General features: G+C 60.1%; 22 protein-coding genes. 10 read left to right on the top strand and 12 right to left on the bottom strand.

Annotated elements, in window-relative coordinates:
* Nucleotides 1-60: 60 nt before the first annotated feature.
* The 4 genes from speB (TRL7639_RS11380) to TRL7639_RS11365 all read left to right on the top strand — a co-directional run bounded on the left by speB (TRL7639_RS11380) (nt 61) and on the right by TRL7639_RS11365 (nt 2,916).
* Nucleotides 61-1,026 carry an agmatinase gene (gene speB, locus TRL7639_RS11380; RefSeq protein WP_085795778.1) on the top strand — a complete coding sequence of 322 codons (966 nt, stop codon included), beginning with the start codon at nt 61-63 and terminating at the stop codon, nt 1,024-1,026.
* 68 nt (nt 1,027-1,094) lie between these two features.
* Nucleotides 1,095-2,042: an agmatinase gene (gene speB / locus TRL7639_RS11375; RefSeq protein ID WP_085795777.1), complete on the top strand. Its 948-nt coding sequence runs from the start codon at nt 1,095-1,097 to the stop codon at nt 2,040-2,042.
* A gap of 71 nt (nt 2,043-2,113) precedes the next feature.
* The gene (locus tag TRL7639_RS11370) at nt 2,114-2,524 is read left to right on the top strand and encodes a DUF1499 domain-containing protein (protein WP_235820308.1); all 411 of its coding nucleotides are present in this window, start codon (nt 2,114-2,116) and stop codon (nt 2,522-2,524) included.
* 38 nt (nt 2,525-2,562) lie between these two features.
* The gene (locus TRL7639_RS11365) at nt 2,563-2,916 is read left to right on the top strand and encodes a DUF6404 family protein (protein WP_268875835.1); all 354 of its coding nucleotides are present in this window, start codon (nt 2,563-2,565) and stop codon (nt 2,914-2,916) included.
* Here TRL7639_RS11365 and TRL7639_RS11360 read toward each other — a convergent pair whose 3' ends face one another.
* The gene (locus TRL7639_RS11360) at nt 2,917-3,198 is read right to left on the bottom strand and encodes a hypothetical protein (protein WP_085795774.1); all 282 of its coding nucleotides are present in this window, start codon (nt 3,196-3,198) and stop codon (nt 2,917-2,919) included.
* A 62-nt stretch (nt 3,199-3,260) separates the two neighbouring features.
* Between TRL7639_RS11360 and prfA the strand changes: the two genes are divergently transcribed.
* The 3 genes from prfA (at nt 3,261) to TRL7639_RS11345 (ending at nt 5,998) form a co-directional block, all read left to right on the top strand.
* A complete protein-coding gene (prfA, locus tag TRL7639_RS11355) occupies nt 3,261-4,316 on the top strand; it encodes a peptide chain release factor 1 (RefSeq protein ID WP_085796389.1) in 1,056 nt (351 codons plus the stop codon).
* A gap of 26 nt (nt 4,317-4,342) precedes the next feature.
* Nucleotides 4,343-5,158 carry a peptide chain release factor N(5)-glutamine methyltransferase gene (gene prmC / locus TRL7639_RS11350; protein WP_085796388.1) on the top strand — a complete coding sequence of 272 codons (816 nt, stop codon included), beginning with the start codon at nt 4,343-4,345 and terminating at the stop codon, nt 5,156-5,158.
* A gap of 234 nt (nt 5,159-5,392) precedes the next feature.
* A complete protein-coding gene (locus TRL7639_RS11345; RefSeq protein ID WP_085795773.1) occupies nt 5,393-5,998 on the top strand; it encodes a DUF4167 domain-containing protein in 606 nt (201 codons plus the stop codon).
* Nucleotides 5,999-6,203: 205 nt separating this feature from the next.
* Here the strand turns inward: TRL7639_RS11345 and TRL7639_RS11340 are convergent, their stop codons facing one another.
* The 8 genes from TRL7639_RS11340 to lptF form a co-directional block, all read right to left on the bottom strand.
* Entirely contained in the window at nt 6,204-6,770 is a 567-nt protein-coding gene (locus TRL7639_RS11340; RefSeq protein WP_085795772.1) for a TetR/AcrR family transcriptional regulator, read from the bottom strand.
* Nucleotides 6,771-6,873: 103 nt separating this feature from the next.
* Complete coding sequence (locus tag TRL7639_RS11335) at nt 6,874-7,422, bottom strand: YHS domain-containing (seleno)protein (protein ID WP_085795771.1); 549 nt, start codon at nt 7,420-7,422, stop codon at nt 6,874-6,876.
* Between the two features lie 157 nt (nt 7,423-7,579).
* Nucleotides 7,580-8,422, bottom strand: a complete 843-nt coding sequence (rsmA, locus tag TRL7639_RS11330) for a 16S rRNA (adenine(1518)-N(6)/adenine(1519)-N(6))-dimethyltransferase RsmA (RefSeq protein WP_085795770.1) — start codon at nt 8,420-8,422, stop codon at nt 7,580-7,582.
* Nucleotides 8,423-8,483: 61 nt separating this feature from the next.
* Nucleotides 8,484-9,452: a 4-hydroxythreonine-4-phosphate dehydrogenase PdxA gene (gene pdxA, locus TRL7639_RS11325; protein WP_085795769.1), complete on the bottom strand. Its 969-nt coding sequence runs from the start codon at nt 9,450-9,452 to the stop codon at nt 8,484-8,486.
* On the bottom strand, nt 9,449-10,711 hold the full coding sequence (locus tag TRL7639_RS11320; RefSeq protein WP_085795768.1) for a peptidylprolyl isomerase: 1,263 nt from the start codon (nt 10,709-10,711) through the stop codon (nt 9,449-9,451). Before TRL7639_RS11320 ends, pdxA begins: the two co-directional genes overlap by 4 nt.
* A complete protein-coding gene (locus TRL7639_RS11315) occupies nt 10,696-12,849 on the bottom strand; it encodes an LPS-assembly protein LptD (RefSeq protein WP_085796387.1) in 2,154 nt (717 codons plus the stop codon). The genes TRL7639_RS11320 and TRL7639_RS11315 overlap by 16 nt, the downstream gene beginning before the upstream one ends.
* Nucleotides 12,849-13,946, bottom strand: coding sequence for an LPS export ABC transporter permease LptG (lptG, locus tag TRL7639_RS11310; protein ID WP_085795767.1), 1,098 nt, complete (start codon nt 13,944-13,946; stop codon nt 12,849-12,851). Before lptG ends, TRL7639_RS11315 begins: the two co-directional genes overlap by 1 nt.
* Nucleotides 13,943-15,079: an LPS export ABC transporter permease LptF gene (gene lptF / locus TRL7639_RS11305; RefSeq protein WP_085796386.1), complete on the bottom strand. Its 1,137-nt coding sequence runs from the start codon at nt 15,077-15,079 to the stop codon at nt 13,943-13,945. The genes lptG and lptF overlap by 4 nt, the downstream gene beginning before the upstream one ends.
* A gap of 135 nt (nt 15,080-15,214) precedes the next feature.
* On the opposite strand from lptF, the gene TRL7639_RS11300 reads away from it, so the two are divergent.
* From TRL7639_RS11300 to TRL7639_RS11290, 3 genes are all read left to right on the top strand, one after another.
* The gene (locus tag TRL7639_RS11300; RefSeq protein ID WP_085795766.1) at nt 15,215-16,681 is read left to right on the top strand and encodes a leucyl aminopeptidase; all 1,467 of its coding nucleotides are present in this window, start codon (nt 15,215-15,217) and stop codon (nt 16,679-16,681) included.
* A gap of 5 nt (nt 16,682-16,686) precedes the next feature.
* Nucleotides 16,687-17,145, top strand: coding sequence for a DNA polymerase III subunit chi (locus tag TRL7639_RS11295; protein ID WP_085795765.1), 459 nt, complete (start codon nt 16,687-16,689; stop codon nt 17,143-17,145).
* Nucleotides 17,146-17,468: 323 nt separating this feature from the next.
* Entirely contained in the window at nt 17,469-17,795 is a 327-nt protein-coding gene (locus TRL7639_RS11290) for a class I SAM-dependent methyltransferase (protein WP_085795764.1), read from the top strand.
* A gap of 438 nt (nt 17,796-18,233) precedes the next feature.
* Here TRL7639_RS11290 and TRL7639_RS11280 read toward each other — a convergent pair whose 3' ends face one another.
* From TRL7639_RS11280 to TRL7639_RS11270, 3 genes are all read right to left on the bottom strand, one after another.
* The gene (locus TRL7639_RS11280) at nt 18,234-20,195 is read right to left on the bottom strand and encodes a bifunctional 2',3'-cyclic-nucleotide 2'-phosphodiesterase/3'-nucleotidase (protein ID WP_085795762.1); all 1,962 of its coding nucleotides are present in this window, start codon (nt 20,193-20,195) and stop codon (nt 18,234-18,236) included.
* A gap of 182 nt (nt 20,196-20,377) precedes the next feature.
* On the bottom strand, nt 20,378-21,889 hold the full coding sequence (gene trpE, locus TRL7639_RS11275; protein ID WP_085795761.1) for an anthranilate synthase component I: 1,512 nt from the start codon (nt 21,887-21,889) through the stop codon (nt 20,378-20,380).
* A 10-nt stretch (nt 21,890-21,899) separates the two neighbouring features.
* A complete protein-coding gene (locus TRL7639_RS11270) occupies nt 21,900-23,744 on the bottom strand; it encodes a peptidyl-prolyl cis-trans isomerase (protein WP_085795760.1) in 1,845 nt (614 codons plus the stop codon).
* Nucleotides 23,745-23,813: the final 69 nt, after the last annotated feature.

Below are 23,813 nucleotides of genomic sequence, written 5' to 3'. Positions count from 1 at the left end.
GTGACGCCCTTTTGAGCGTCGCCCGCCCACCCACCCCGACACTCAAAAGGGCGTCAGATCATGGCTTTGGAAGATGCAAAAACCCAAGTGGACGAGGCGTTCACCAACCCAGACCTCAAAGGCCTGTCCTTTGAGAACACCTTTGGGGGGGCGACGTCGTTTCTGCGACGCCTTTACACCAAAGATCTGACCGGAGTTGATATCGCAGTCACGGGCGTGCCGTTTGACCAGGCCGTGACCAACCGCCCCGGCACCCGCCTGGGGCCACGCGCGATCCGCGAGGCAAGCGCGTTGCAATCGCCCGACGCGCCCTATGGCTGGCCCTTTGATGCGCTCAGCGAGCTGGCGATCGTGGATTATGGCGACATGGCCTATGATTACGCCAATGTACCAGCCTTTCCCGGCACGTTGACCGATCACATCCGGGGGATCCTGAAGGAAGACGTCGCCTCGGTCACCTTGGGCGGGGATCACTACATCAGCTTTCCGATCCTGAAGGCCTATGCCGAGAAATACGGACCGATGTCACTGTTGCAATTCGATGCGCATACCGACACCTGGGCGGATGACGACATGGACCGCGTCGATCATGGCACCATGTTCTACAAGGCTGTGAAGTCGGGGATCGTGGACCCCAAACGCTCGGTTCAGGTGGGCATTCGCACCCACAACGAGGATACGCTTGGCGTCAATATCATCGACGCGCGCGAGGTTTATGAGAGTGGCCCGGCAGCTGTGGCGGAGAAGATCAAAAACATCCTGGGCGATAATCCCGTCTATCTGAGTTTCGATATTGACGGGCTCGACCCGGCCTTTGCCCCTGGCACCGGAACGCCGGTCTGGGGTGGGATCACCTCGATCCAGGCGTCGATCATCCTGCGTGACATTGCCGGGATCAACATCAAGGGCGGCGATGTGGTCGAGGTCTCTCCACCCTATGACACATCCGGGGCGACAGCGATTGCGGGGGCTCATGTGGCGACACAGATCATCTGTCTGCTGGGTTGGAACAAATTGACCAAATAGGTGCGCATAAACCGCTGGCACAGCACGCATAGGTTGCGCTAGGGAAGCAGCAAAGCACAGGTGAGACCATGACCAAATTCAACCAACCCATCAGCGGCAATGATCTGGCGCGGTTTTCCGGGCCCAACACATTCATGCGGCTGCCGACGGCCGATAGCCTTGCCGGGTTGGATGTCGCGGTTCTGGGCATTCCGCAGGATGTGGGCACGTCCTGGCGGTCGGGCACACGGTTCGGGCCAAAGCAGATCAGGGCCGAAAGTGCTATGATCCGCCCCTATAACATGGCCACGGGTGCCGCGCCGTTCGACAGTCTGCAAATTGCGGACATTGGCGATCTGGCGATCAACACCTTTTCGCTGGCGGAAAGCCTGAAGATCATCAAAGACAGCTATGACGGTATCCTGACGCACGACCTGATCCCGGTGGCAATGGGGGGCGATCATTCGATCACCTTGCCGATCCTGCGCGCGATTGCGGGCAAACATGGCCCGGTGGCCCTGGTCCATGTCGACGCCCATGCCGATGTGAACGACGAGATGTTTGGGGAGCGTGAAACCCATGGCACCGTGTTCCGCCGCGCTTATGAAGAGGGACTGATCCAAGCCGATAAGACCTATCAGATCGGTATCCGCGGCTCGGGCTATGCCGCCACCGATTTCACCGAGGCTCAGGGTTGGGGGTTCCAGCATTTCCCGGCGCATGAGTTGTGGCACCGGTCGCTGGCGCCCTTGGGCGCCGAGATCCGACGCGACATCGGTGACCGCCCGGTATATGTGACCTATGACATCGACAGCTTGGATCCGGCTTATGCCCCTGGTACGGGAACACCCGAAATTGGCGGGCTGACAACACCGCAGGCGTTGGAATTGATCCATGCCTTGAAAGGTCTCAACATCGTCGGCTGCGACCTTGTCGAGGTTTCTCCGCCTTATGACACGTCGGGAAATACGGCGCTGACGGCAGCCAATCTCTTGTACGAATTGCTCTGTGTGCTGCCGGGGGTGACGTCACGATAGGCGTGTTTTGGTGCCGATTGTGCCCTAGTGTTTCGGGAACCTGTTGATCTGGACCATGAATGAGACGCGCGATGACTGTTGCTTGGGTACTGCTGACACTGATGATCCTTGGCGTGGCGTTCATTCGTCTTGCCCCCAGCGATCCGGTTCGTTGGCATGTCGCGCCCAAGGGTGACGCCGACAAGGACCTGAAAGGCGGCGTTGTGCGTGTTGTACAGGCAGGCCAGCTTGGACTGAAGAAGTTCAATACGATTGTTCAGGCAGATGCCACAACCCGCGTTCTGGCCGGGTCGGTTGACGAAGGGATGGTCACCTATATCTCGCGCACCAAGGTCATGGGCTTTCCCGATTACACCACTGCGCAACAGGATGGTGACACCCTGCGCATCTATGGTCGCCTGCGCTTTGGCCGCTCGGACATGGGGGTCAATCGCAAGCGGGTTGACGGCTGGCTGCGGCAGTTGCCAAGCTCCGCGAACTAGGTCAGTTTTCGGCCGTAGACACAAGAAGGTGGCACTGGTTGAAAACGCCTAATCAGCGGAAACTGGATAGGTCCCAACAGGAATTGCGTGTCAGAGGGGCTGAAAGACACACCAGATTGCCCTGGCTGTTTCGGCTGTTTCAAAAGCTTGGGTTTGAACCCATACCACCGCTTTATCGGTCGTTTCTGCGCAACTTCGTGGGCACTGCTGCCTACTTCGGCCCGGTTTGGGGCGCTCTGATGTATTTCGCGGCTTGGCGCCACACTGACCTGCATCCGCACATGATGATCGCGACCAGTCTTTTTGCTGGAGTTCTGTTTGGTCTTATGATGGCCGGGTATTTCTACATGAAACAAAGAAAGCTCAACCTGACGGCCTGGGATCGCCTTTGATCAACCGGCCTTGGCCCAGGGTGCGGGTGACATCTGTGGCGGATTGGCCTGAGACGACAAACAGCCCTCTTGCACTTCGCGCCACATCGGTACGTTCAGCGACATCTGGCATTGCGCCATGAACATGCGGCCATCGACCTGCAGGCAGATGGTTTCCCCCAGCTCGATCCGAGAGCCGGATTGGTCGGTACAATAGCAGTCCTGCACCTTGCCGCCCGGTCCGACAACATCGGCGGCGACAGGAGAGCTCAGGGCCAAGATCAACATGAAAATACGGGTCATGGTTAAAGTCTATCACAGGCTTGCCCCTTGACCAACGCGCTGTGATATCGGACACCCGCCAAATGGTTCCTGAAGATCGCCTAGAACAAATCACGCAACGGTTTCAATTTCTTGAGGCCGCGATGGCCGATGGCGCTGCGGGTGGTGATATCGCTGCATTGGCCAAGGAGTATTCCGACCTCAAACCCGTGGTCGAGCAGATTGCCGCCTGGCGTCAGCTGAACGCTGACCTGGCAGAGGCCGAGGCGATGCTGGATGACCCCGACATGCGCGAGCTGGCGGAAGAGGAGATCCCGACGCTGAAAGAGCAACTGCCCGTGGCGGAACACGCCTTGCAGTTGACGCTCTTGCCCAAGGACGCCGCCGATGCACGCCCGGCCATGCTGGAAATCCGCCCCGGCACGGGCGGGGATGAGGCGGCGCTTTTTGCCGGGGATCTGTTGCGGATGTACCAGCGTCACGCCGAGGCGCGTGGGTGGAAATTCGACATCATCGAAGAGCAGGCCACCGAACTGGGCGGTATCAAAGAGGTTGTGGCGCACATCAAGGGCGAGGGGGTCTTTGCCCGGATGAAGTACGAATCCGGCGTGCACCGCGTGCAGCGGGTGCCCACAACCGAAAGCGGCGGGCGCATTCACACCTCGGCGGCAACGGTTGCGGTTCTGCCCGAGGCCGAGGACGTGGACATTCAGATCGACGCAAATGACATCCGCATCGACACCATGCGTAGCTCGGGCGCCGGGGGGCAGCACGTCAACACCACCGATTCGGCGGTGCGGATCACCCATATCCCCTCGGGCATCGTCGTCACCAGTTCCGAGAAGTCCCAACATCGCAACCGCGAGATCGCGATGCAGGTGCTGAAAACACGGCTCTATGATCAGGAACGTCAGCGGATCGACAGCGAACGATCTGCTGACCGCGCCAGTCAGGTGGGTTCGGGCGATCGTTCGGAACGCATCCGTACCTACAATTTTCCGCAAGGCCGGATGACCGATCACCGCATCAACCTGACGCTCTACAAGCTCGATCAGGTGATGCAGGGGGATCTGGACGAGGTGATCGACGCGCTGACCGCTGACGATCAGGCCCGCATGCTGGCCGAGATGGGCCAGTGACCGAAGCACCAACAGCCGCCCAGGCCATGGTGGCCGCAACTGCCCGCCTTAGGGCAGCAGGGGTGCCCGATCCGGCTCGCGACGCGCGTGTTCTGTTGGCGCATGCAGCGCGAATCGAGGCCAGCCGCGTGACCCTGATCGCGCCCGAGGAATTGGATCCGGATATCGGCGAGCGCTATGATCAATTGATTGCCTTGCGGGCCATACGGGTGCCGGTTTCGCATCTGCTGGGGGAGCGTGAATTCTACGGTCGCCGCTTCAAGGTCAGCGGCGAAGTGCTTGATCCTAGACCGGAAACCGAAACTCTGATCGAGGCGGCGCTGGCGCAGCCGTTCGACCGGGTGCTGGATTTGGGCGTGGGATCGGGGTGTATTCTGGTCACTCTGTTGGCAGAAATGCCGACAGCAAAGGGCCTTGGCTCTGACTTGAGTGAGGCCGCCTGTTTGCAAGCCAGCGCCAATGCGATTCTGCACCGGGTCGAGGCGCGGGCAGAGATCATCTGCTCGGACTGGTTCGAGGCTGTTCGCGGCACCTATGACCTGATCGTGTCGAACCCGCCATATATCGCATTGGACGAAATGCCGGGACTGGACGTCGAGGTCCGCGAACATGAACCGGAAATGGCGCTGACCGACTATGGTGATGGGCTGCAGGCCTATCGCAAAATCTCGGCCCGAATGAGCGATCATCTGGCGCCGGGTGGGCGGGTATTGGTCGAGATCGGGCCTACGCAGGGGCAAGCGGTTTCGGATATGTTTCGGCAGGCAGGGTTGGTGGACGTCACCGTGATGCAGGATCTGGACGGTCGCGACAGGGTTGTTGGTGGACGATCAATCACCTGAAGTCCGAAGATGCGGCTGAAATGTGCCAATCATCGTGAAAAACCCGCAAAAAATGCCAGCAACCCCTTGTGTGAACCCGCAGGACATGTTTACTCAGAGGTGTCGCGGCGGTTGATGCTTTGCAGCTCACGCCGGACACCAAGCCCAAAATAGTCGATCTCCCGGCGGTAGATGAACGCAAGAGGCGTCAAACGGGACAATCGACAGGTAATGACAAGGCTGACGTAAAGTAAGATGAGATCTTCCAAATCCCGCTCGCGGTCCAAGAACAACCGCAACCGGCCCTCTGGTGGCAACGTCGTCAATCGCGTGTTTGACAGCTCGGGCCCCGAAGGCAAGGTGCGCGGCACGCCGCAGCAGATTATCGACAAGTACAACCAACTGGCGCGTGACGCGCAGTTGAGCAACGACCGGGTTGCGACTGAAAACTTTCAACAGCATGCGGAACACTACCTGCGCCTGCTGAGCGAGGCACAGCGAGAGCAGGAAGCCCGCCGCGAAGAGCAGGAACGTCAAAACCGCGAACGTCAGGCCGAACGTGACCGCGAACGCGCGGAACGGGCCGAGCGTCAGGAACGCGAAGCCGCGGCTCCCGAGGCCTCTTCGCAGGACCCGGCGAACGCGCCGCAGCCTGACGTGTTGGATATGGGCGACAGTGGCCGCGAAGATGACAACGGGTTGGTCGAGACGCCTGAAAGCAAGCCCAAGGATGAGGCGGCCGAGGCCAAACCGAAAAAGCCGCGCCGCCCACGCGCGCCGCGCAAGCCCAAGGCAGAGCCTGCGGCAGATGCACCGGCAGATCCTGCCCCGTCCGGCGACGCGCCAGAGGCCGCCGAGTAACCCGCGCCTTTTGCATGGACAAAGATTGATCTGACGCCCCGAAGCCTGCAGCTTTGGGGCGTCAGCCGTTTCGGGGGCATGGGTTTGGAGTGGGCGGGGTGCTCCCGTCCGTCGTCGATTTTTCGAGCGAAAAACCTCCTCCCGTTGGGCCGAGCGCCGCGCTGCGCGCGGCGCGGCACCGCAGATTGCGTCAATAGGCCAGCCCTTAGACGATTTCGTCAAGCATCTGCGACCATTCGTCAAAAGATGCCCCCATACGCCCCATGGCGTGAGAGCCAAGGTAGAGCCGTTGCAGCGCCGTAGCCTTGCGCTTGATCACGGCAGGATCGCTCTCGGGCATCATCTCGAGTAGCACCGACGACAGCGCTTGATGTAGACGCGCCGAGATCTCAGCGCAGCGGGTGGCGCAAATCTCGTCAAACGGGGCCATTTCCACCAGGGCGTTGCATAGAAAACACCCGACTTTGCGGGCGGGTTTGGCCGCGTGATATTCGGTGCGAAGGAAAAAACTGAGCAAACGTTCGCGTGCGCCACCGGTTGCTGGGTCAGCCATCTGGTTCAACGCCCGGGCCATGCGCGTGTCGTCATAGTGATCCAGCGCCCGTAGATAGACGGAATGCTTGTCTTCGAACGCCTTGTAAAAAGACCCCCGAGTGAGTGACATGGCGTCCAGCAGGTCGGGCATGTTCGTGCCCGCATAACCGCGTTTCCAAAAGATGATCATCGCGCCTTCGATGGCGTCGGTTTCATCAAATTGTCTGGGTCGGCTCATCTTATGTCTCGTTCAGGCAAGTTGCGCCCGACCAATGAGGACGGGCGCGGTTTCGGGGCGAGCTTAGGTGTGTTCGGGAGCACAGGCAATCGCCCCGCATACGTCAGCTTTCCGGCAGTTGCTGCGGGTGCACAAAACCCAAGGCGGGGCGCTGAGAGTGGGCAACGAATTTGACCGTTCCATCCTGCAGGCCGTTGTGGACGGTGTCCCAATTGGCCTTGGATTGGGCCAGAAGATTGTCTTTGTCTTTCAGGAAACGCTCTTTGACGTCGGCCGACCAGGTCACGTACAGCTTATCGTCGGCGATAAACCAACCGTCGATGAAATCAACTTCGGCGGCATAGCCATGTGCGACAGCCCAGGCACACCAACCGTTGTTTTGCGGTGCATAGCTGTCAGGTGACGTAAGAAAAGTGTCGCGGTTCTCAGCGCTGGCAAAGAGCCAAGTGCGACCCTTGTGATCTGCACGATAGGCCTGATCGCCTTTGGCAGGTTTGCCTTGCGCGAAATAGGCGACCGGATCGAAACCGTCCATTGCCAGACCGCGACTGGTCGAGTTTACAACCTCTTCCGTGTAGTTTTCGGCTTGAGCAGTGGTCGAGCCAAAGGCGATGGCCAAGGCACAAAAGGCGCCAAGTATCAGGTGTTTCATGTGTTCCTCCCTTAGTAAACCAATCAGTTCCCTAATTGGTGGAACAATTGGTACATTAAGAGTGATCACACTCAACTCACGTCTTCGTGTGGTGAATCTTTTTCCTATCTAATTGTGTTTTATCAGAGGTTTGTGGTGCGAACCTCAGGTTCGCTTGTCACGCCTTTTCAATCTCGCGTGCCAAGGCGCAGAAGGCTTCGAGAGACACCTGTTCCGCGCGTTCGGTCGGTTTGATGCCTGCAGCAAGCAGGTGATCTTCGATCCCTGGTGTCACACCCTTGAGCGCGGCCCGCAGCATTTTGCGGCGCTGGTTGAAGGCAGCGGCGACAACGCGGCTGAGAATGGCGGCATTGGCTGGAAAGCGCGGCTCGGGCAGCGCTGTCAGATGGACAACTGCGCTCGATACTTTGGGGGGTGGCGTAAAGGCACCGGGCGGCAGCGACAGGACGATCCGCGCCTCTGACCGCCATTGCGCCAGAATGGCAAGTCGGCCATAGGCCTTGGACCCTGGCTGCGCAACGATGCGCTCTGCAACCTCGCGCTGAAACATCAGCGTCAAACTTTGCCAGAAGGGGGGCCATGTGGGCGGGGTCAACCAGCGGACCAAAAGCTCGGTTCCCACGTTGTATGGCAGGTTGGCCGCGATGCGGACAGGGGGCGTGAGATGTTCGAGCGGGTCGATCTCCAGTGCATCACCGTTGATCACCTCAAGCCGACCGGGATAGGCCTCCGCGATCTCTTGCAGGGCGGGCATGCAGCGTGTGTCTTTTTCCAGGGCAAGGACTTTGCGCGCGCCTTCGGACAGCAGCCCACGCGTCAGGCCACCGGGGCCGGGGCCGATCTCTAACACATCACAATTCGACAGATCCCCGGCCTGCCGCGCGATTTTGGCGGTCAGATTAAGATCCAACAGGAAATTCTGCCCCAGGGATTTGCGGGCAGACAGCTGGTGGGACGCGATAACCTCGCGCAAGGGGGGAAGATTGTCGATGGCGCTCATAGGGATGCTTTAGAGCCAGAAGAGGGGGAAAGGCCAGTGCTTTCCAGCCCATGTCGCGAATTCAGACGCTTCCGGCCATGCGTTGTGCCATTTTCAGCGCCTCGATCAGCGAGGTTGGGTTGGCGATGCCCTGGCCTGCAATGTCAAAGGCGGTGCCATGATCGGGCGAGGTGCGGATGAACGGCAAACCCAGGGTGACATTGACGCCCCGGTCGAAATCCAGCGTCTTGATCGGGATCAGGGCCTGATCGTGATACATGCACACGGCGGCGTCATAGCGGGCACGGGCGCTTTCATGAAACAGGGTGTCGGCAGGATGTGGGCCTGTCACTGTCAGGTCGTCGTTCTGACCCAGTGCTTGTACCAGCGCAGTGATCCAGTCGCCTTCTTCCTGTCCCATTGCCCCGCCTTCACCTGCGTGCGGGTTCAGGCCAGCGACTGCGATCCTGGGGTGAGCGATGCCAAACTGACGTCGCAGCCCGTTGGCCGTGATCGAGATCGTTTCGCGCAGCAGGTCGGGTGTCAGAACCTTTGGCACGTCGCTTAATGCAATGTGAATGGTGGCAGGCACGACGCGCAGCTGTTCGCTGGCCAGCATCATGACGACACGATCGACACCCGCGAGGGCCGCCAGAAACTCGGTATGGCCAGGATAGGCAAACCCGGCGCCGTCGATTAGGGCCTTTTTGTGAATCGGGGCCGTGCACAGGGCCGAGGCTTGGCCCGAGGTGACAAGCTGCACGCCCGTTTCGATCGCTTTAATGACGCCGACTGCGTTGTCCGGGGACGGGTTTCCAGGGTCGGCAGGCGCTGCAAAAGGGATCTCAAGAACCGGCAAGGCCGTGACCGATATTTCGACCGCATCCGAGACGTCCGTCACGACTTGGTAGGGCGTGTCAGAAGGCAGATGGCGCGGATCGCCGAGCCATACAAACGAACAGTCTTGGCGGAGACGATCCCATGCGGCAACAGCGATCTCGGGGCCGATGCCCGAAGGATCGCCACAGCTAAGCGCGATGGGACGGCTCATTCTTCGATGATGGCGTCGGCCTTGAGCTGCGCCAGCAAGCTTTCGGCAAAGGACTGAAGGCGCTGCTGGGTCAGGGCGTTGGCCACCTCTTCGCGGCTGGCATCCTGGGCCAGATCTGCAGTGCGGTTGCACAGCATCAGGAACACCAACGTCTGGCCATTGTTGCGCGTAAGTGCGCTCGAGGTCTCGCCCGGATCCAATTTGGCCAATTCCAACGCGATGTCTTGCGGGATTTCGGACGGCTTTGCTGTCACGCGATCCAGCACGCTTTCGGGTTGTCCCTTGGCCACGCCATAAAGGTCATCGCAGCTGTCAACATAGCGCGCGATCTGCCCCGCGGTTGCAAGCGTTTCCGGCGTGCGTCCGCCGGACAGGAAATACGTGGCATATTCGATGCTGCTGTAGCGCGGCGCGCCGGTTGCAATCTCTTGAATCCCACGCATCTGGAACAGTGCGACGGCATTGGGCAGAGCAATGGGATCGGTGATTTCGCCCGGGTTCAGACCCAGAATGATCGGTTGCAGCGCCGGAGGCAGGCTGCTCACCGATAGCCAATTCATCCGTCCGCCATTGTTACGGGTGTCTGACGCCGAGAACTGTGTCGCCGCGGCCGAGAAATCGTCATAGGTTTTCAGCGAAGCGATCTGTTGAGCAACTTCATCCACCTGGTCCACGGTTTGCGGAGTTACGGGGATGATCACTTCGGACAAAAGCACCTGGATGCCACCGCCGCCACCGCGACCCAAGGCCCGGTCGATTTCGGCCTCGGTCGGGCGGGCGCGTGACAGAAAACGGGCCGAGACATAATCGCGCCAGGCAAGCTGTACAGTGATGAAATCCCGCACGGTTTCCTCGGATACGCCCGCTTGCCCCAAAGCCTGGATGAATTCTTCGGGTGACAGATTGCCCTGCGAGGCGAATTGATCGATGCCCTGCTGAACATCCTCGGGCGGAATATCAAGACCTGCTTCTTTCATGACCTGCTGACGCAGGCGATCTTCGATCAACCCCTTGCGGGCCACTTCGGCCGGATTTCCGGGAAAGCGCAGGATCTGAAGGAACAGCTCGCGCTGTTCCAATTCGAACCGGGTGATGACCTCTTGATTGACGCGAATAGCCGGGGCGAACAGGCTTTGCGACGTGGCCTGAACCGGTGCCAAGCCCAGCATGCCGACGGTCGCCAAAAGTCCAACCGGCTTGGACCATTGACGAAGAACTCTGCTCAGTGGGCCCATCAAGGGGGTCAGGATTTTCTGCATGATCGCCTGTATTCTTTATTTCCGCTCGCCACCGCGAACCCGTTCAACGCAATGCTAAAGCCGAAATCAGTCGACGGTTCAACACTTGTCGAAGAGGTATAGCGCCTGTTGAGCGTGAGGTTAACCGTTACGCATTCATTTTGATAGACCAAGCCAACACCCGCACGCGTGGCGCGGCTGTCTTCGATATCGTACCGCAGGTTGGCTGAAGCGGTCCAATTTGGATTGACCTTGTAGTTGCCATCGAACCAAAATTCGGAAACGGCCAAAGTGCGGTTTTCTGCCGGATCACGGCCCAGCCACAAGTACGATCCGGAAATTCCTGTCCGTTCGCTTGACCAATCTCCGCGCAGCTCTGCCTTGGAGAAATTGAGCGAGTTGTTGAGTAGACCGCGCGCGGTCAGGGCAAGGCCTCGGTCCAATTTAACCTGACCTGCCAACAAGATGTCCGATGATGTGCCGCTCAGACCGGATGTTTTCGAAAAATCGGGATCGGCGGTTTCACGGAACACTTGGCCCACTGTGGCCGAGGCTTGCCAACCCGCCGGAGCATAACGGGCCCAGTTCAAGCCCACGACAGCGGATGCACCTTCTTCGCGCCGGTCAGGGGATGGGAAACGGGACAGCTCCAAAAGGTTGCCCTGATCGAACTCGACAAACCCACTTTCGTCGTTGGGCACTGTCGGGCCGGAAACTTTGGACCAGCTGAACTGGGCGATGGGTTCAAGGAAATGTGTAGAGCCGTCGCCCATGGCTCGGGTCATAGGATAGCGTAGTGTCAGCGCCGCGCGAGGTGTGGTTATGGTTGCGCGAGACTGAAAGCTTGTGTCGTTGTAGGTGTTGAACCCATCGGCCGAGGCGCCCATGCGCCAGTCCGCCCGCAATCCCTGCGAAAAGGTCCAACTGCGCATCCATTCCACATCGGCGGTCGCGCGTCCAACGTCACGCCCGACTATGTCGACGTTAGAGGTTCTTTGGTGGGCGTGCCCGTCGAAAGTCAGGCGGACCTCGCCCCCGAGCCAGGAAGGGAAGAACCGCTTTTGGTAGTTGATATCGACGATTTCCGAAGGGATCTCGTCTTCGCGTTCACTGTCGCGCAGTGTTTCATAATGGATGTAACCGATCCGCAGAGCGGTATCGCGTTTGATCCGGCTGAGCGAGACTTCGCTGCGCAGACGGTCCAGGTCAGGCAGGCCATAGTCAGCCAAATAGGCGTTGTCCGAGGCCGTGCGTACGTCGAATTCCAGTTTGAAAGCGTTGTCGAGGTCGAACTGACCAAAGGCGAAAACATAGCCGCGGTCTTCATTCTGAACCAGATCGTCGCGCGTGTAAGCGCCTTCGATTTCGATCCTGCCTCGTTTGAACGCTTGCCGATAGCGTAGATCAAGCGTGTTCGTCTTCGACGAGATATATGGTGATACCGTCAAGTCGGCGTGATCACCGAGCTTGAAGAAATAGGGCACCTTGATCCCGGTTCCCAACTGCGAGGTGGTGCGCACCGACGGGATCAGAAACCCGGTCGCGCGCTTCAGGTTCGGGTCAGGCAGGCGGATGCCCGGAAAGTAAAAAATCGGCACGTCCAGAACTCGGAACTGCGCTTCTTCAAAGTAAAGCTGTTGTTCCAACTGGTCGTGCGTAACCTTCTTGGCTCGGATTTGCCACAGCGGAGGTTTGCCATTTTCGCAAACATGACATGAGGTTACGGCGGTTTTGTAAAGCTGCGTATACCGTCCGCCGACCCGGGTCATCTGCAAGGCTGCCAATTGCAGTTGTTGATCAAACACCAGTCGCGCACCTGACAGCAGTCCGTTCTGCAACCCCTCGTCCAGCTCGGCGGCATTTGCCAAAACGGTCGCTTTGCCGCCCTGGTCGATACGGATCGGTCCTTCGACTGTCAGCTTGCCACTTTCGCGATCAAAGGTGATCTTGCGCGCCCGCAGGCGCATGTCGCCTTGAAACGCCTCGACGTTTCCTTCGGCGATCAGCTGGCGATCGGGTGTGATAAACACCGTATCCGCAACCAGAATTGCGGGCTGAACCTCTTCCTGGGTCTGGTCTGTAGCTGCGGTCTGGGCCTGACTGCTCAATGGCACAATCAGGGCAGCGCTGGTCAGAAGTGCAGGGAGTAGATGGCGCATCATCCGTCCTCCGCATGCAGCAGAAGGCCAAGCGTTAGCATGATCGCCGCAATCGGCGGAGCCCAGGCGGCCAGGGTCACCGGGATTTGGCCGTTCTCACCCAGGATCTGGGCAAAGTTGCGAATGAAGTAGAGCGAAAAGCCCAACAAAACCGCGGCCAACACCGCCACGCCGGTTCCCCCGAACCGCGCATGACGCATGGTGAATGCTGCGCCGACCAGAACCATCGATACGAGGAACAGGGGGCGTGCCAGCTCTACCTGCAGCCAGACCTCATGTTGTTTGGTCGAAAAGCCGGCCTGTTTGAGTTGTGTGATCATTTCCGGCAAATCGTAGATCGAGATGCTCTCGCGACGCCCCAGGCTGTCGCGGATACGGTCTTGGGTAAGGGTCGTGGGCAGTTTGATGGTTTCATATTCTTCTGCATTGGATTCGGGGTTCAGACCCGAGGTCAGTGGCCAGATCTTTACCTTGTTCAGAACCCATGTGTCATCCTGCAGCTGTGCGCTGTCTGCCATGATCTGCTGGGTCGGGCCGCCGTCCTTTGCATAACTCAGGATTGTCACACCAAAAAGGGTGATGCCATCGCCACCGAACCCGGTCGCATGGATCACCGATTGCCCCTCGGAGCTGCCCTGACGCAGCCACAACCCCTCGCCGCTGAGAGACAGAACAGACGGACCGCCGGTGCGATAGGTGTCTGCCAGTCGTTGATAGCGTTCAGCTGTGGCTGCAACGATGGGGTTCAGTGTTGTGACGGCAAGACCACCGATGATCAGCGCCACAGCAACTGGGGCCACCAGGGCCCGAATACCCGAGCGTCCGATGGCGCGGGTCACAACCAGCTCGGAACTGCGAGCAAGACCCACAAACAGCACGATGGTCGAAAGGATCATCAGCAGAGGCAGGATTTCACTGATCGCGGCAGGGGCGTTCAGCAACGTCAGGCTGAAGAGCTGGCCAAAGCTGACGTCGACACCTTCGAATCGGCGCAGCTGCTCGATCAGGTCAATGAGCAGGATCAGCGTCAGGAACACAGCCCCGATAACCAGAAAGCTTTGCACGAAACGGCGGGCGAAATAGCGATCCAGGATCATGGCACCGCCTCCGTCTTGGGGGAGCGCCTGAACAGCAGCGACAGGGGGCGCGAGGCGAATTGCATGAACAGGCATGCGATGCCGATACCAACGAGCGTTGGCAGATATATCAGCGGCCAGAGATCAGCATTTTGCAAAACCGGGTCCGACATGACGCCGCGCAGCACCTCTAGGAACACCAGCATGACAAAGGCCAACAGGGCCTGTCGCCAGACGCCAAACCGGGAAAACCCGCCCAGCATCAATGACGAATAGCCGATCAACGTCACGGCCACGCAGATCAACGCACGGGCAAAGCGCAGGTGCAACTCTTCGGACAGCTGACCAGGGGTATAGCCCTCATCCTCGGTGATCTGGCCGGGGTCCTGGATCAATTCGAGCGTGGGGATGGCGCGGATGTTGCGTTTGCGGGTGGCGTCCTGCTTGATCAAAGAGCTGATGTCATAGGAAAAATCGGCAAAGACTGTGGTCGAGAGCTGGTTGCTGTTCGTGTCCATCCGCTGCGCCAGGCCATCCACCATGATCAGATTGCTCTGTTCGCCGTTGCGCACCAGAAAGGCCCGCGCGCCAGTGTAGATGACGGTTTGTTCCGGGTCGCGCCGATCCGAAAGGAAGACATCGTTCAAGGTACCGTCGGCGTCGATCTGACGAATGTAGAAGGTCACGCCGGGGGCAGGGTGCAGGAAGCTCCCTTCGCTCAGCAGGCGCGCGGTGACGTTGCGGGCCACTTCGGCCTCGCGCAGGGCCAGCTGGTTGATCGAGGCGGGCAACAGAACATGGGTCAGAATACTCATCATCGTGGCCGAGATCAGACCAAAGACAAGCGCCGGCCGCGCCAGTCGCCAGGGACTTGATCCGGTGGCCTGCATCACCGTCAGCTCGCTGTCGTTGTTGAGCCGGTTGGTGACATAGACCGAAGCCGCAAAAGCCGCCATCGGCAGCACCATGCGGATCAGATTGGGCAGGGTGAGGGCGGTAAACTCCAGGAACACAAATGCCGACTGACCGTCGCCGATCAGCTTGTCGAACAGAACAACCGCCCGGTTGATCCAGAAGACCGCAACAAGAATCAGTGCAAAGAAGCCGAAGAACAGCAGAAATTGCGACAGGACGTATCTGTCGTATCGTGACACTGCGATCCCCCCGGAGCCTGCCAAGTTATTTTCCGGCAACTCTAATGGATTCGGTGGCCGGGGAAAACTGCTATCTGGTCAAGATGCAGTGGGCAGGCTACCTGTTGCCTAACCACATGTTGAGAGGAGCCCCAAATGAGCAGCCTGACCGAGATCCGTTTTCAGCCCGTCGACCTGGACACCATCGCCACGGCAGAGGGGCGCGTGGCGATCATCCTCCCACCCGAGGGCAAGCTGGACCCGGCCGCGCGCCGTGCCAACCGCCTGACAAAGGGTGCAGTGGCGCGCCTTGTTGAAAGCGAACGGTTCGAAAAGGCAAAGCCGGGGCAGGTGATCTCTCTGGCCTGGCCTGCGGGCATGGCGGCCGAGGCGCTGGATGTGCTGGTGCTGCCGCGCCGCGCGGATGCCACTGAGGCGCGCAAGGCAGGCGCAGCCTTGGCCAAAACGGTTGGAACCGCACCGTTGACACTGATGGCGGGCAGCCAAGTGCGCGCGCAAGAGGTCGCCATGGGTCTGACCCTGCGAGCCTACAGCTTTGACGCGCATAAGTCGGCTGATAGCGATCCGGCGGGCGCCGTGACCATCGCGCATACCAAACATGAAGAGGTCGAAACCGCCTATGGCCCGCTGCGCGCCGTGGCCGAAGGCGTGCACATGACCCGCGATCTGGTCAACGAACCTGCAAACGTGCTGACCACCAGTGAGTTTGCCGACCGTCTGAAAGAGATGGAGGCGATCGGCCTTGAGGTCGAAGTCTTGGACGAGGACAAGCTGGCGGAACTGGGCATGCGCACGCTGCTCAGTGTAGGCCAAGGTTCGGACAGCCCGTCCAAAGTGGTCGTCATGCATTGGAAAGGTGGCGACAAGGACGCCGCACCGCTGGCCCTGGTCGGCAAGGGCGTGGTGTTTGACACCGGTGGCATCTCGCTGAAACCAGCGGGCGGCATGGAAGACATGACCATGGACATGGGTGGTGCAGGTGTTGTGGCAGGGGCCATGCGCGCGCTGGCCTTGCGCAAGGCCAAGGCCAATGTGGTGGGTCTGGTCGGGCTGGTCGAGAACATGCCCTCGGGCAATGCCACCCGTCCGGGCGATGTGGTCAAATCGATGAAGGGCGATACGGTCGAGATCATCAACACCGACGCCGAGGGTCGTTTGGTTCTGTGCGATGTGATGTGGTACGCGCAAGACCGGTTCAACCCGGCGGGCATGATCGACCTGGCCACTCTGACCGGTGCGATCATCATCGGGTTGGGCCATGAAAATGCTGGTGTTTTCTCGAACGACGACGCGCTGTGTAATGCTTTCCTCAAGGCGGCAGGCAACGAAAACGAAGGCGCCTGGCGGATGCCTTTGGGGCAGGCCTATGATTATCAGCTGAAATCCCGCATTGCCGATATGAAGAACGTGGGCGGACGGCCCGCAGGATCCATCACAGCGGCGCAATTCCTGCAGCGGTTTGTCAAAGACGAGACGCCCTGGATCCACCTGGACATCGCAGGTGTCGCCTCGGTCAAATCCGACACGGATTATGCCCCCAAAGGCGCGACCGGTTGGGGCGTGATGGCGCTGAGCCGTCTGGTTCAAGACCATTTCGAGTAAACCGCATGGGAGCCGCCTATTTCTATCACCTGACGCGCAACCCGCTTGAGATGACCTTGCCCATTCTGTTGGGCAAGGCCCGTCAGGCGGGGTGGAAGATTGCCGTTCGTGGGGGCGATCCCGGGCGGCTGGAATGGCTGGATGAGAAACTGTGGCTGGGGCCGGATGATGGGTTCCTGCCACACGGGCTGGCGGGCGGCGCGCATGACGCGCTGCAACCGGTCCTGCTGACCACCCAGGCAGAGGCCCCCAACGGGGCCACCTGTGTGATGGCGGTTGATGGCGCGCAGGTCGCAGCCGAAGAGGTCGAGGCGCTGGACCGGGTCTGTATCCTGTTCGACGGCACCGACCCTGAGGCGGTTCAACATGCGCGCGGACAGTGGAAAGCGCTGACGGACGAGGGTTGCAAGGCGCAGTACTGGTCAGAAGAGTCGGGCCGGTGGGAGAAGAAGGCCGAGGCGTGAGGCGGGGGTGCTCCCGCCCTCGCGGCGTGCCCTGATGGGCCCTTGCTCCGTTGGGCCGGGCGCCTCGCCTGCGGCTCGGCGCGGTACCGCAGCACGCAAGCGGTGTTGACGTTTGGCAGGCGGTTCGATTCAAGGGACAATTCGCCACTGAACGACAAAAGCCTTTGTCCAAATTGATTTTTTTCTAGTTTGCCAGGGGCAAACCCATGCGTGATTCAGATGAGATTGGATGGTCTTTTTCTGCCCCTGCATGGATCAGGCGCATGGGGGGCACGGGCGATTTCTCGCGTCAGCATGCGCTGGATGCCTCGATGTAAAAGAGGGTGCGGGCCGCGAATCCTGAACAGGAATTGGACGTTGGGTGTGGCGAGGGGCGCCTTTGCAGGATTCTGGGTGAGATCGGGATGCAGACGGTCGGTGTCGATCCGGTTGAGGTCATGGTGCAAGCGGTGTGTGATCGAGACCGTGCAGGCGGCCATCGCCTCGGTTCCGTCGTGGCTGTGCCCTGCGAGGATCAGAGCTTTGATCTGGTGGCGTCTTGTCTGTCTATGATCGCCAACCTGTCGAGTTTTTCGACCTGTGGCGCGGTTGTCGGAAAAGGGTTTGTGGCGACACGGGCTGGAAACTGCTGCCTTTGGGACGTTATCTGACAGAGGAAAAGGTCTGGTTGGAGTGGGATGGGCTGCGCATCCAGAACTGGCACCGGCCCATGTCACGATACATGTCGACTTTTTGTCTCTGAAGCTGAATTTGAAGTTCTTTGATGAACCCCGGCCGAACGGAGGGTCGGCCGAGCGTTCGGCTGCGTATGAAGCCATGCCATATCTGATGATGATGGAGTGGAAAAGACCGGCCGCTTGACATCCATGTTCGACGGCATCGACCCCGAAGCGGTTGCGCACGCGCGTGGCCTGTGGAACTCGCTGACCGGTGCAGGTTGCAAGCGCAAGGCTGGCCCGAAGCAATGAGCGGGTAGAAGAGGAGGCTGAGGCGCACGATTTTGTTTCGCCACCTGAGATGACAGCCCACCGTCCCACGGCGGGCTGTTTGCTCCTGTGTCCGCGCAGCAGCGGCTTGCGTCCAGCCTATTACAGCTGAATACGGAACCGGGCAAAGCCGTCCGGGCCTTCGCCTGCAGGTTCGATTGTGACGCCTTTGACCTCGTCAGCATATTCTGCAGCCTTGGGACCGGTGTCGAACAAGACCGAGGTGCCAGCCAATGGCGCAAAGGACCAATTGGCGTCGGCCTTTGGGCTGATGGTGCCGTTTTCAACGATATACCGCACGATAACGTCGCGGTTCGTATCGGGGCCTTCGAAGATCACTGTGTCACCCATGGCGCCGGGGAATTTGCCACCGCCGCCTGCGCGATAGTTGTTCGTCGCGATCACGAATTTTGCTTTCAGGTCAAGGGGCTGACCTCCAAACTGTAAATTGACAATACGACTGGCGTCCGGGTTGGCCATTTCGCCCTTGGGGGTGAACCTGGACGGCTGGCTCAGGTCGATCTGATAGGTCACCCCGTCGATCACATCAAAGTTGTAGCTGGGGAATTCGGGGTTCAGCAGCACCTGATCCGCCTTGCCGGGTTCCACCTGATTGAACATGCCTGCTGACCGTTCCAGCCAATCCTTGACCTGCTGCCCGGTCACCAGCACCGCGCGCGCGGTGTTGGGATAAAGGTAGAGGTCCGAGACGTTCTTGATTGCCACATCGCCCTTGGGCACATCGGTGAAATACTCTGGCCCACCACGACCACCGGCCTTGAACGGCGCAGCTGCCGACAGGATCGGCAGCCCTTCGTATTCGGTGCCCTTGAGCATCTGTTCGATGTACCAAAGCTGTGCGATCGACACGATCTGTACCGACGGATCATCCGCCACCAGCGCAAAATAGGAATGCAGCGGTGCGTCGGTCTTGCCAACGGCGCGGCGCACATAGGCCAGCGTGGCGTCATGATCGGCCTGTACGGAATCCAACACATCCTGCTGGCTTTCAACAAGTGCAGTGATCGAGCGGTCTTCATTGCGTTTTGAGATCGGGCGCGCCTCGGCCGAATGGCTTACGATCTTCCACTCACCCCCTGAGCGTTCCAGCATCAGGTCGATCAGACCCAAATGTGATCCCCAAAAGCCGCCCATGGCCGCCGGTTTGCCGTGGATGGTGCCCTTGGCGGTGTCAACAGCCGCCATGCCGTCATAAGCAGACGAGGGGAAGACACGGTGATGGTGACCGGTCAAAACCGCGTCGATCCCGTCGATTGCGGCCAGTGGCACACTGGCATTTTCCATACCGTCGCTGTGTTCAGCCTCACCGATACCCGAATGGCTGAGCGCGATGATCAGGTCGCAGCCCTGTTCTTTCATCTCGGGCACAAAGGCCTGCGCGGCCTCAACAATATCGCGCGCCTGCACTTTGCCTTCCAGATGGCGGCGGTCCCAGTTCATGATCTGCGGCGGCACAAAGCCGATCAGGCCGATCTTGATCGGGTGTGTGGCGCCCGCACCATCGGTTACCTCGCGGTCGAGGATGACATAGGGCTTGATCAGCGTCTTGTCCTTGGTCGGATCGCTGCCCTGTTCCAGTGCCACATTGGCGCTGACCACCGGGAAATCGGCACCCGCCAGCGATTTCATCAGGAAATCGAGGCCGTAGTTGAATTCGTGATTGCCCAAGGTCGAGGCATCAAATCCAACGGTGTTCATCGCGGTGATCACCGGGTGCATGTCACCCTCTTTCATCCCACGCTCATAGGCGATGTAATCGCCCATCGGGTTGCCCTGCAGAAAGTCGCCATTGTCGATCAGGACCGAATTTGTCGCCTCATCCCGGATCTCCTTGATGATCGATGCGGTGCGCGCCAGCCCTACGGTGTCACGCGGTTTGTCCGCGTAATAGTCATAGGGAAAGACATGCACGTGCAGGTCGGTCGTCTCCATGATCCGCAGATGCGCCTGATTGGAGGCGGCGCGGGCCGAGAAGGGGTGGAGGGCAATGAACCCGGCAGTGGTGCCCAGGAATTGGCGGCGGGACAGCATGAGACGTGACATGACGAACCTCTTTCAGCGAATGGTCTTTTGAAACGAAAAACCCGACTCGGGATGAGCCGGGTGTCATGCTGAGACTATATCAGTATATTGTAACGGTTGTTTTGTGGTTGGCGGATAAGCGCCAGCGGGCAAAGAAAAAGCCCGGGCGGGGCCGGGCTCTCTTTTTCTGGCCTGTGACGCCGTTACCGGTTCCCGTTACCGGTGAACCGCGCTGCATCTGCCGCTGCGCGTCGGATGGCGTTGGATTTGTGGACCGTCTCCATGTATTCGGCCTCGGGGTCGCTGTCATAGACAACTCCTCCGCCTGCCTGAATGTAGAGCTTTTGGTCCTGCACCACGGCCGTGCGCAGGGCGATGCACATGTCCATGTCGCCACCGGCGCTGAAATACCCCACACCGCCGCCATAGACGCCGCGCTTTTCCGGCTCCAGCTCGTCGATGATCTCCATCGCGCGAACCTTGGGCGCGCCCGAGACGGTGCCTGCGGGCATGCCGGCAAAGAAGGCATCGAGCGCGTCTTTGTCCTCGGCCAGTTCGCCCACAACGTTGGACACGATGTGCATCACGTGGCTATAGCGTTCGATGATGAACTGCTCGGTCGGGCGCACGGTGCCGATCTTGGCCACCCGACCGGTGTCGTTGCGGCCCAGATCCAGCAGCATCAGGTGCTCGGCCAGTTCCTTTTTGTCGGCCAGCAGATCAGCCTCCAACGCGCGATCTTCCTCGGGCGTTGCACCGCGTGGGCGGGTGCCTGCGATCGGGCGGATCGTGACCTCATCCCCAAAGACGCGGACCAGGATCTCGGGGCTGGCGCCTACGACCTGAAAACCGCCGAAGTTGAAATAGAACATAAAGGGCGAGGGGTTGGTGCGCCGCAGCGAGCGGTACAGTGCGAAGGGTGGCAGGGGGAAGTCCTGCGTCCAGCGCTGTGCCGGGACCACCTGAAAGATGTCGCCTGCGCGGATGTAGTCCTTGGCCTTTTCAACCGCTTCCATATAGCCGGATTTGGTGAAATTGCTGACCGGTTCCGCCACTTCGCGCGCATCACCCAGATCGCGGGTCTCAGCAGGCATGGCGCGTTCCAGATCGCGCACCGCGTCCATCACACGTTCCGCGGCTTGGGCATAGGCGGCTTTGGCCGACTGCCCGTCGCTGACCCAAGCGGGGGACACCACGGTGACCTCACCCTTGACCCCGTCCAGAACCGCCACAACCGAGGGGCGCATCATCACCGCATCGGGCAGGCCAAGCGGGTCGGGGTTCACGTCCGGCAGGTGCTCCACCAGGCGCACCATGTCATAGCCCAGATAGCCAAACAGACCGGCGGCGGCTTGGGGCAGATCATCGGGCAGGTCAATCCGGCTTTCGGCCAGCAGCGCCCGCAGGTTCGCCATCGGGTCGCCGTCTTGCGGCGTGAAATCATCCGCGTCAAAACGAGCCGAGCGATTGAGCACCGATTGTTCCCCATGACAGCGCCAGATCAGGTCCGGCTTCATCCCGATGATGGAATAGCGCCCGCGCACCTCGCCTCCCGTGACCGATTCCAGCATGAACGCGTCTTTCTGAGCGCCTGTCAGCTTGAGCATCAACGACACCGGCGTGTCCAGATCGGCGGCCAGTCGGGTATAGACAACCTGATTTTCACCCGCCTCATAGGCGCGGGCAAAGCTGTCATAATCGGGGGTCAGGGCCATGATCTAGCTCTTATTGAAAGTTGGCCTGCACCGCATTCAGAGCGCGCTGATCCAGTGTCGGCTGGGCGCGGGTCTGAGCGTCGCGGACGTAGACGTCAAATAGGTTGCGGGACAGGGCCTGGTTCATCTGTGTGGCAACGGCGGCCTGCGTTTGTTGCAACTCAGCTGTCTCTTCGGCGGGCAGGATGTCGTCCAGACGCACGACAAAGGCGCGACCTTGGCCTGCGATCACGCGCAACTCGCCGGGTTCCATCACGAACACCTGATTCATAAAGTCGACCGGAACGCCGTCAAGAAAGGCGGTGCGGGTCAGGCCGTTTTCAACCCGTGTGGGCAGGCCGGTGGCGGCAAAATCGCCTTCGGTCACCAGCGTTGCCAGAACACTGTCAGCCTGAGATTGCAGGGCAGTGTTGGTCTCAGTCGCGGTCCAGGCGGCAGCCACACGGTCGCGCGCGCTGTCCAGCGGTTCGGGACGCGGCGGCAGAACCTCGTTCAGGCGCAAGGCAAAGATCGAGCCGTCTTCGAGAAAGCCAATCTCGGGGAAATCGCCATCGCGCACGGCCTGAGCCGCATCCCGGAACCCGGCATAGGCAGCGACACCGTCCGAGCTCTCGGTGGTCCAGTCGATCTCGCCCACGGTCATGTCGGTCTCGCCGGTCAGTTCCTCAAGTGTGGCGCCACCAGCGAGCAGGTCGTTGATATCCTCGGCCTGCGCCTCGATCAGACGGCGGGCGCGTTCAGCCGCCAGTTCATCGCGCAACTCGGCTTCGACGTTTTCGAATGCGGTGACGCGCGCAGCCAGCGTGCCGTTCACACGGTAGAGCGCGGGCCCAAGCGGTGAGGGAAGGGGGCCGACCACATCGCCAACTTCGGCGGCAAAGACTGCCTCGCCTGCTTCGCCCAGTTCACCAATCGCCTTATCGCCCAGGTCCACATCGGCCAGCGACAGTTCACGGTCCTCGACCAGACGTTCAAAGGTGGTGCCACCAACCTCAAGCTGGGCCTTGGCGTCCAAGGCGGCAGCTTCGTTGTTGAAGGCCAGTTGCTCGACCAGACGGCGTTCCGGCTGGTTGTACTGGGCTTCGCGCTCTTCGAACAGGCGGCGGACAGATGCATCATCCAGCTCGACCTGATCCAGCAGCATCTCGGGCGAGAGCAGGGCATAGGTCAGGCGCTTGGTCTCGGGCAGGGTGAACTGCTCGGTGTTTTCGTCATAATAAGTTTGCAGCTGCGTGTCGGTCGGGGCTGGAACCGGGGTGGCCAGGGCATCGGCCGACACGGTGGCCACGGTAAAGCTGCGGCGGGCATAGACATAGTCGATGATCAGGTCGGTCATGGTGCCGGGCATTTCGACGCCTTCCATGATCGCGCCCTGAACCAGCGTACGGGCGGATTCGCGACGCAGGTCTTCTTCGAACTCAGCCTCGCTCAGGCCCGCCTGTTCGAGCGCAAAGCGATACCCTTCGCGGTCAAAGGTGCCATCGACACCCTGAAACGCAGGCACTTCGAGGATTTCCTGCTGCAAGTTCGTGTCGCCGATCGACACGCCCAGTTCTGCCACTTCGTTGTCGAGCGACGCTAGGTTGACCAGGTTCGCAAGCGCAATCCGGTCGATGCCCAGTTCGCGTGCCTGCGACATCGGCAGGGTTTGACCGGTTTGCGCCTCGACGGCGCGGATCTCGCGCTGCAACTCGCGGGCATAGTCATCGACGCTGACGGATTGGGTGCCAACTGTGGCGACGGTGCGCACGGTGCCGGTCAGGTTGGTCGCGCCAAAACCCGCAAGACCCAGCATCAGCAGGCCCATCAGGATCCAGACAAAGGTTTTCGATAGACTTTTGACGCCTGCGGCCATGGTTCGCCCCCTGTTTCGGCTTTTTCCGCCGTGTTGATCGACGCCTTGTCTACGATGGCCCGTGCCGGT

It is taken from the genome of Falsiruegeria litorea R37, assembly GCF_900172225.1.
In the GTDB taxonomy this organism is placed as follows: Bacteria; Pseudomonadota; Alphaproteobacteria; order Rhodobacterales; family Rhodobacteraceae; genus Falsiruegeria; species Falsiruegeria litorea.
The sequence above is the reverse complement of the archived record's forward strand: the minus strand, read 5'-3'. Positions and strand labels throughout refer to the sequence as shown.

What these genes read in the sequence shown, in the direction of transcription:
- trpE (WP_085795761.1), bottom strand. Translation starts at nt 21,889, where the DNA reads ATGGCCCTGACCCCCGATTATGACAGCTTTGCCCGCGCCTATGAGGCG.
- TRL7639_RS11360 (WP_085795774.1), bottom strand. Translation starts at nt 3,198, where the DNA reads ATGACCCGTATTTTCATGTTGATCTTGGCCCTGAGCTCTCCTGTCGCC.
- prmC (WP_085796388.1), top strand. Translation starts at nt 4,343, where the DNA reads ATGGTGGCCGCAACTGCCCGCCTTAGGGCAGCAGGGGTGCCCGATCCG.
- TRL7639_RS11295 (WP_085795765.1), top strand. Translation starts at nt 16,687, where the DNA reads ATGGGAGCCGCCTATTTCTATCACCTGACGCGCAACCCGCTTGAGATG.
- speB (WP_085795777.1), top strand. Translation starts at nt 1,095, where the DNA reads ATGACCAAATTCAACCAACCCATCAGCGGCAATGATCTGGCGCGGTTT.
- lptG (WP_085795767.1), bottom strand. Translation starts at nt 13,946, where the DNA reads ATGATCCTGGATCGCTATTTCGCCCGCCGTTTCGTGCAAAGCTTTCTG.
- rsmA (WP_085795770.1), bottom strand. Translation starts at nt 8,422, where the DNA reads ATGAGCGCCATCGACAATCTTCCCCCCTTGCGCGAGGTTATCGCGTCC.
- TRL7639_RS11340 (WP_085795772.1), bottom strand. Translation starts at nt 6,770, where the DNA reads ATGAGCCGACCCAGACAATTTGATGAAACCGACGCCATCGAAGGCGCG.
- TRL7639_RS11335 (WP_085795771.1), bottom strand. Translation starts at nt 7,422, where the DNA reads ATGAAACACCTGATACTTGGCGCCTTTTGTGCCTTGGCCATCGCCTTT.
- TRL7639_RS11315 (WP_085796387.1), bottom strand. Translation starts at nt 12,849, where the DNA reads ATGCGCCATCTACTCCCTGCACTTCTGACCAGCGCTGCCCTGATTGTG.
- TRL7639_RS11300 (WP_085795766.1), top strand. Translation starts at nt 15,215, where the DNA reads ATGAGCAGCCTGACCGAGATCCGTTTTCAGCCCGTCGACCTGGACACC.
- pdxA (WP_085795769.1), bottom strand. Translation starts at nt 9,452, where the DNA reads ATGAGCCGTCCCATCGCGCTTAGCTGTGGCGATCCTTCGGGCATCGGC.
- TRL7639_RS11370 (WP_235820308.1), top strand. Translation starts at nt 2,114, where the DNA reads ATGACTGTTGCTTGGGTACTGCTGACACTGATGATCCTTGGCGTGGCG.
- TRL7639_RS11345 (WP_085795773.1), top strand. Translation starts at nt 5,393, where the DNA reads ATGAGATCTTCCAAATCCCGCTCGCGGTCCAAGAACAACCGCAACCGG.
- prfA (WP_085796389.1), top strand. Translation starts at nt 3,261, where the DNA reads ATGGTTCCTGAAGATCGCCTAGAACAAATCACGCAACGGTTTCAATTT.
- TRL7639_RS11280 (WP_085795762.1), bottom strand. Translation starts at nt 20,195, where the DNA reads ATGTCACGTCTCATGCTGTCCCGCCGCCAATTCCTGGGCACCACTGCC.
- speB (WP_085795778.1), top strand. Translation starts at nt 61, where the DNA reads ATGGCTTTGGAAGATGCAAAAACCCAAGTGGACGAGGCGTTCACCAAC.
- TRL7639_RS11320 (WP_085795768.1), bottom strand. Translation starts at nt 10,711, where the DNA reads ATGCAGAAAATCCTGACCCCCTTGATGGGCCCACTGAGCAGAGTTCTT.
- TRL7639_RS11270 (WP_085795760.1), bottom strand. Translation starts at nt 23,744, where the DNA reads ATGGCCGCAGGCGTCAAAAGTCTATCGAAAACCTTTGTCTGGATCCTG.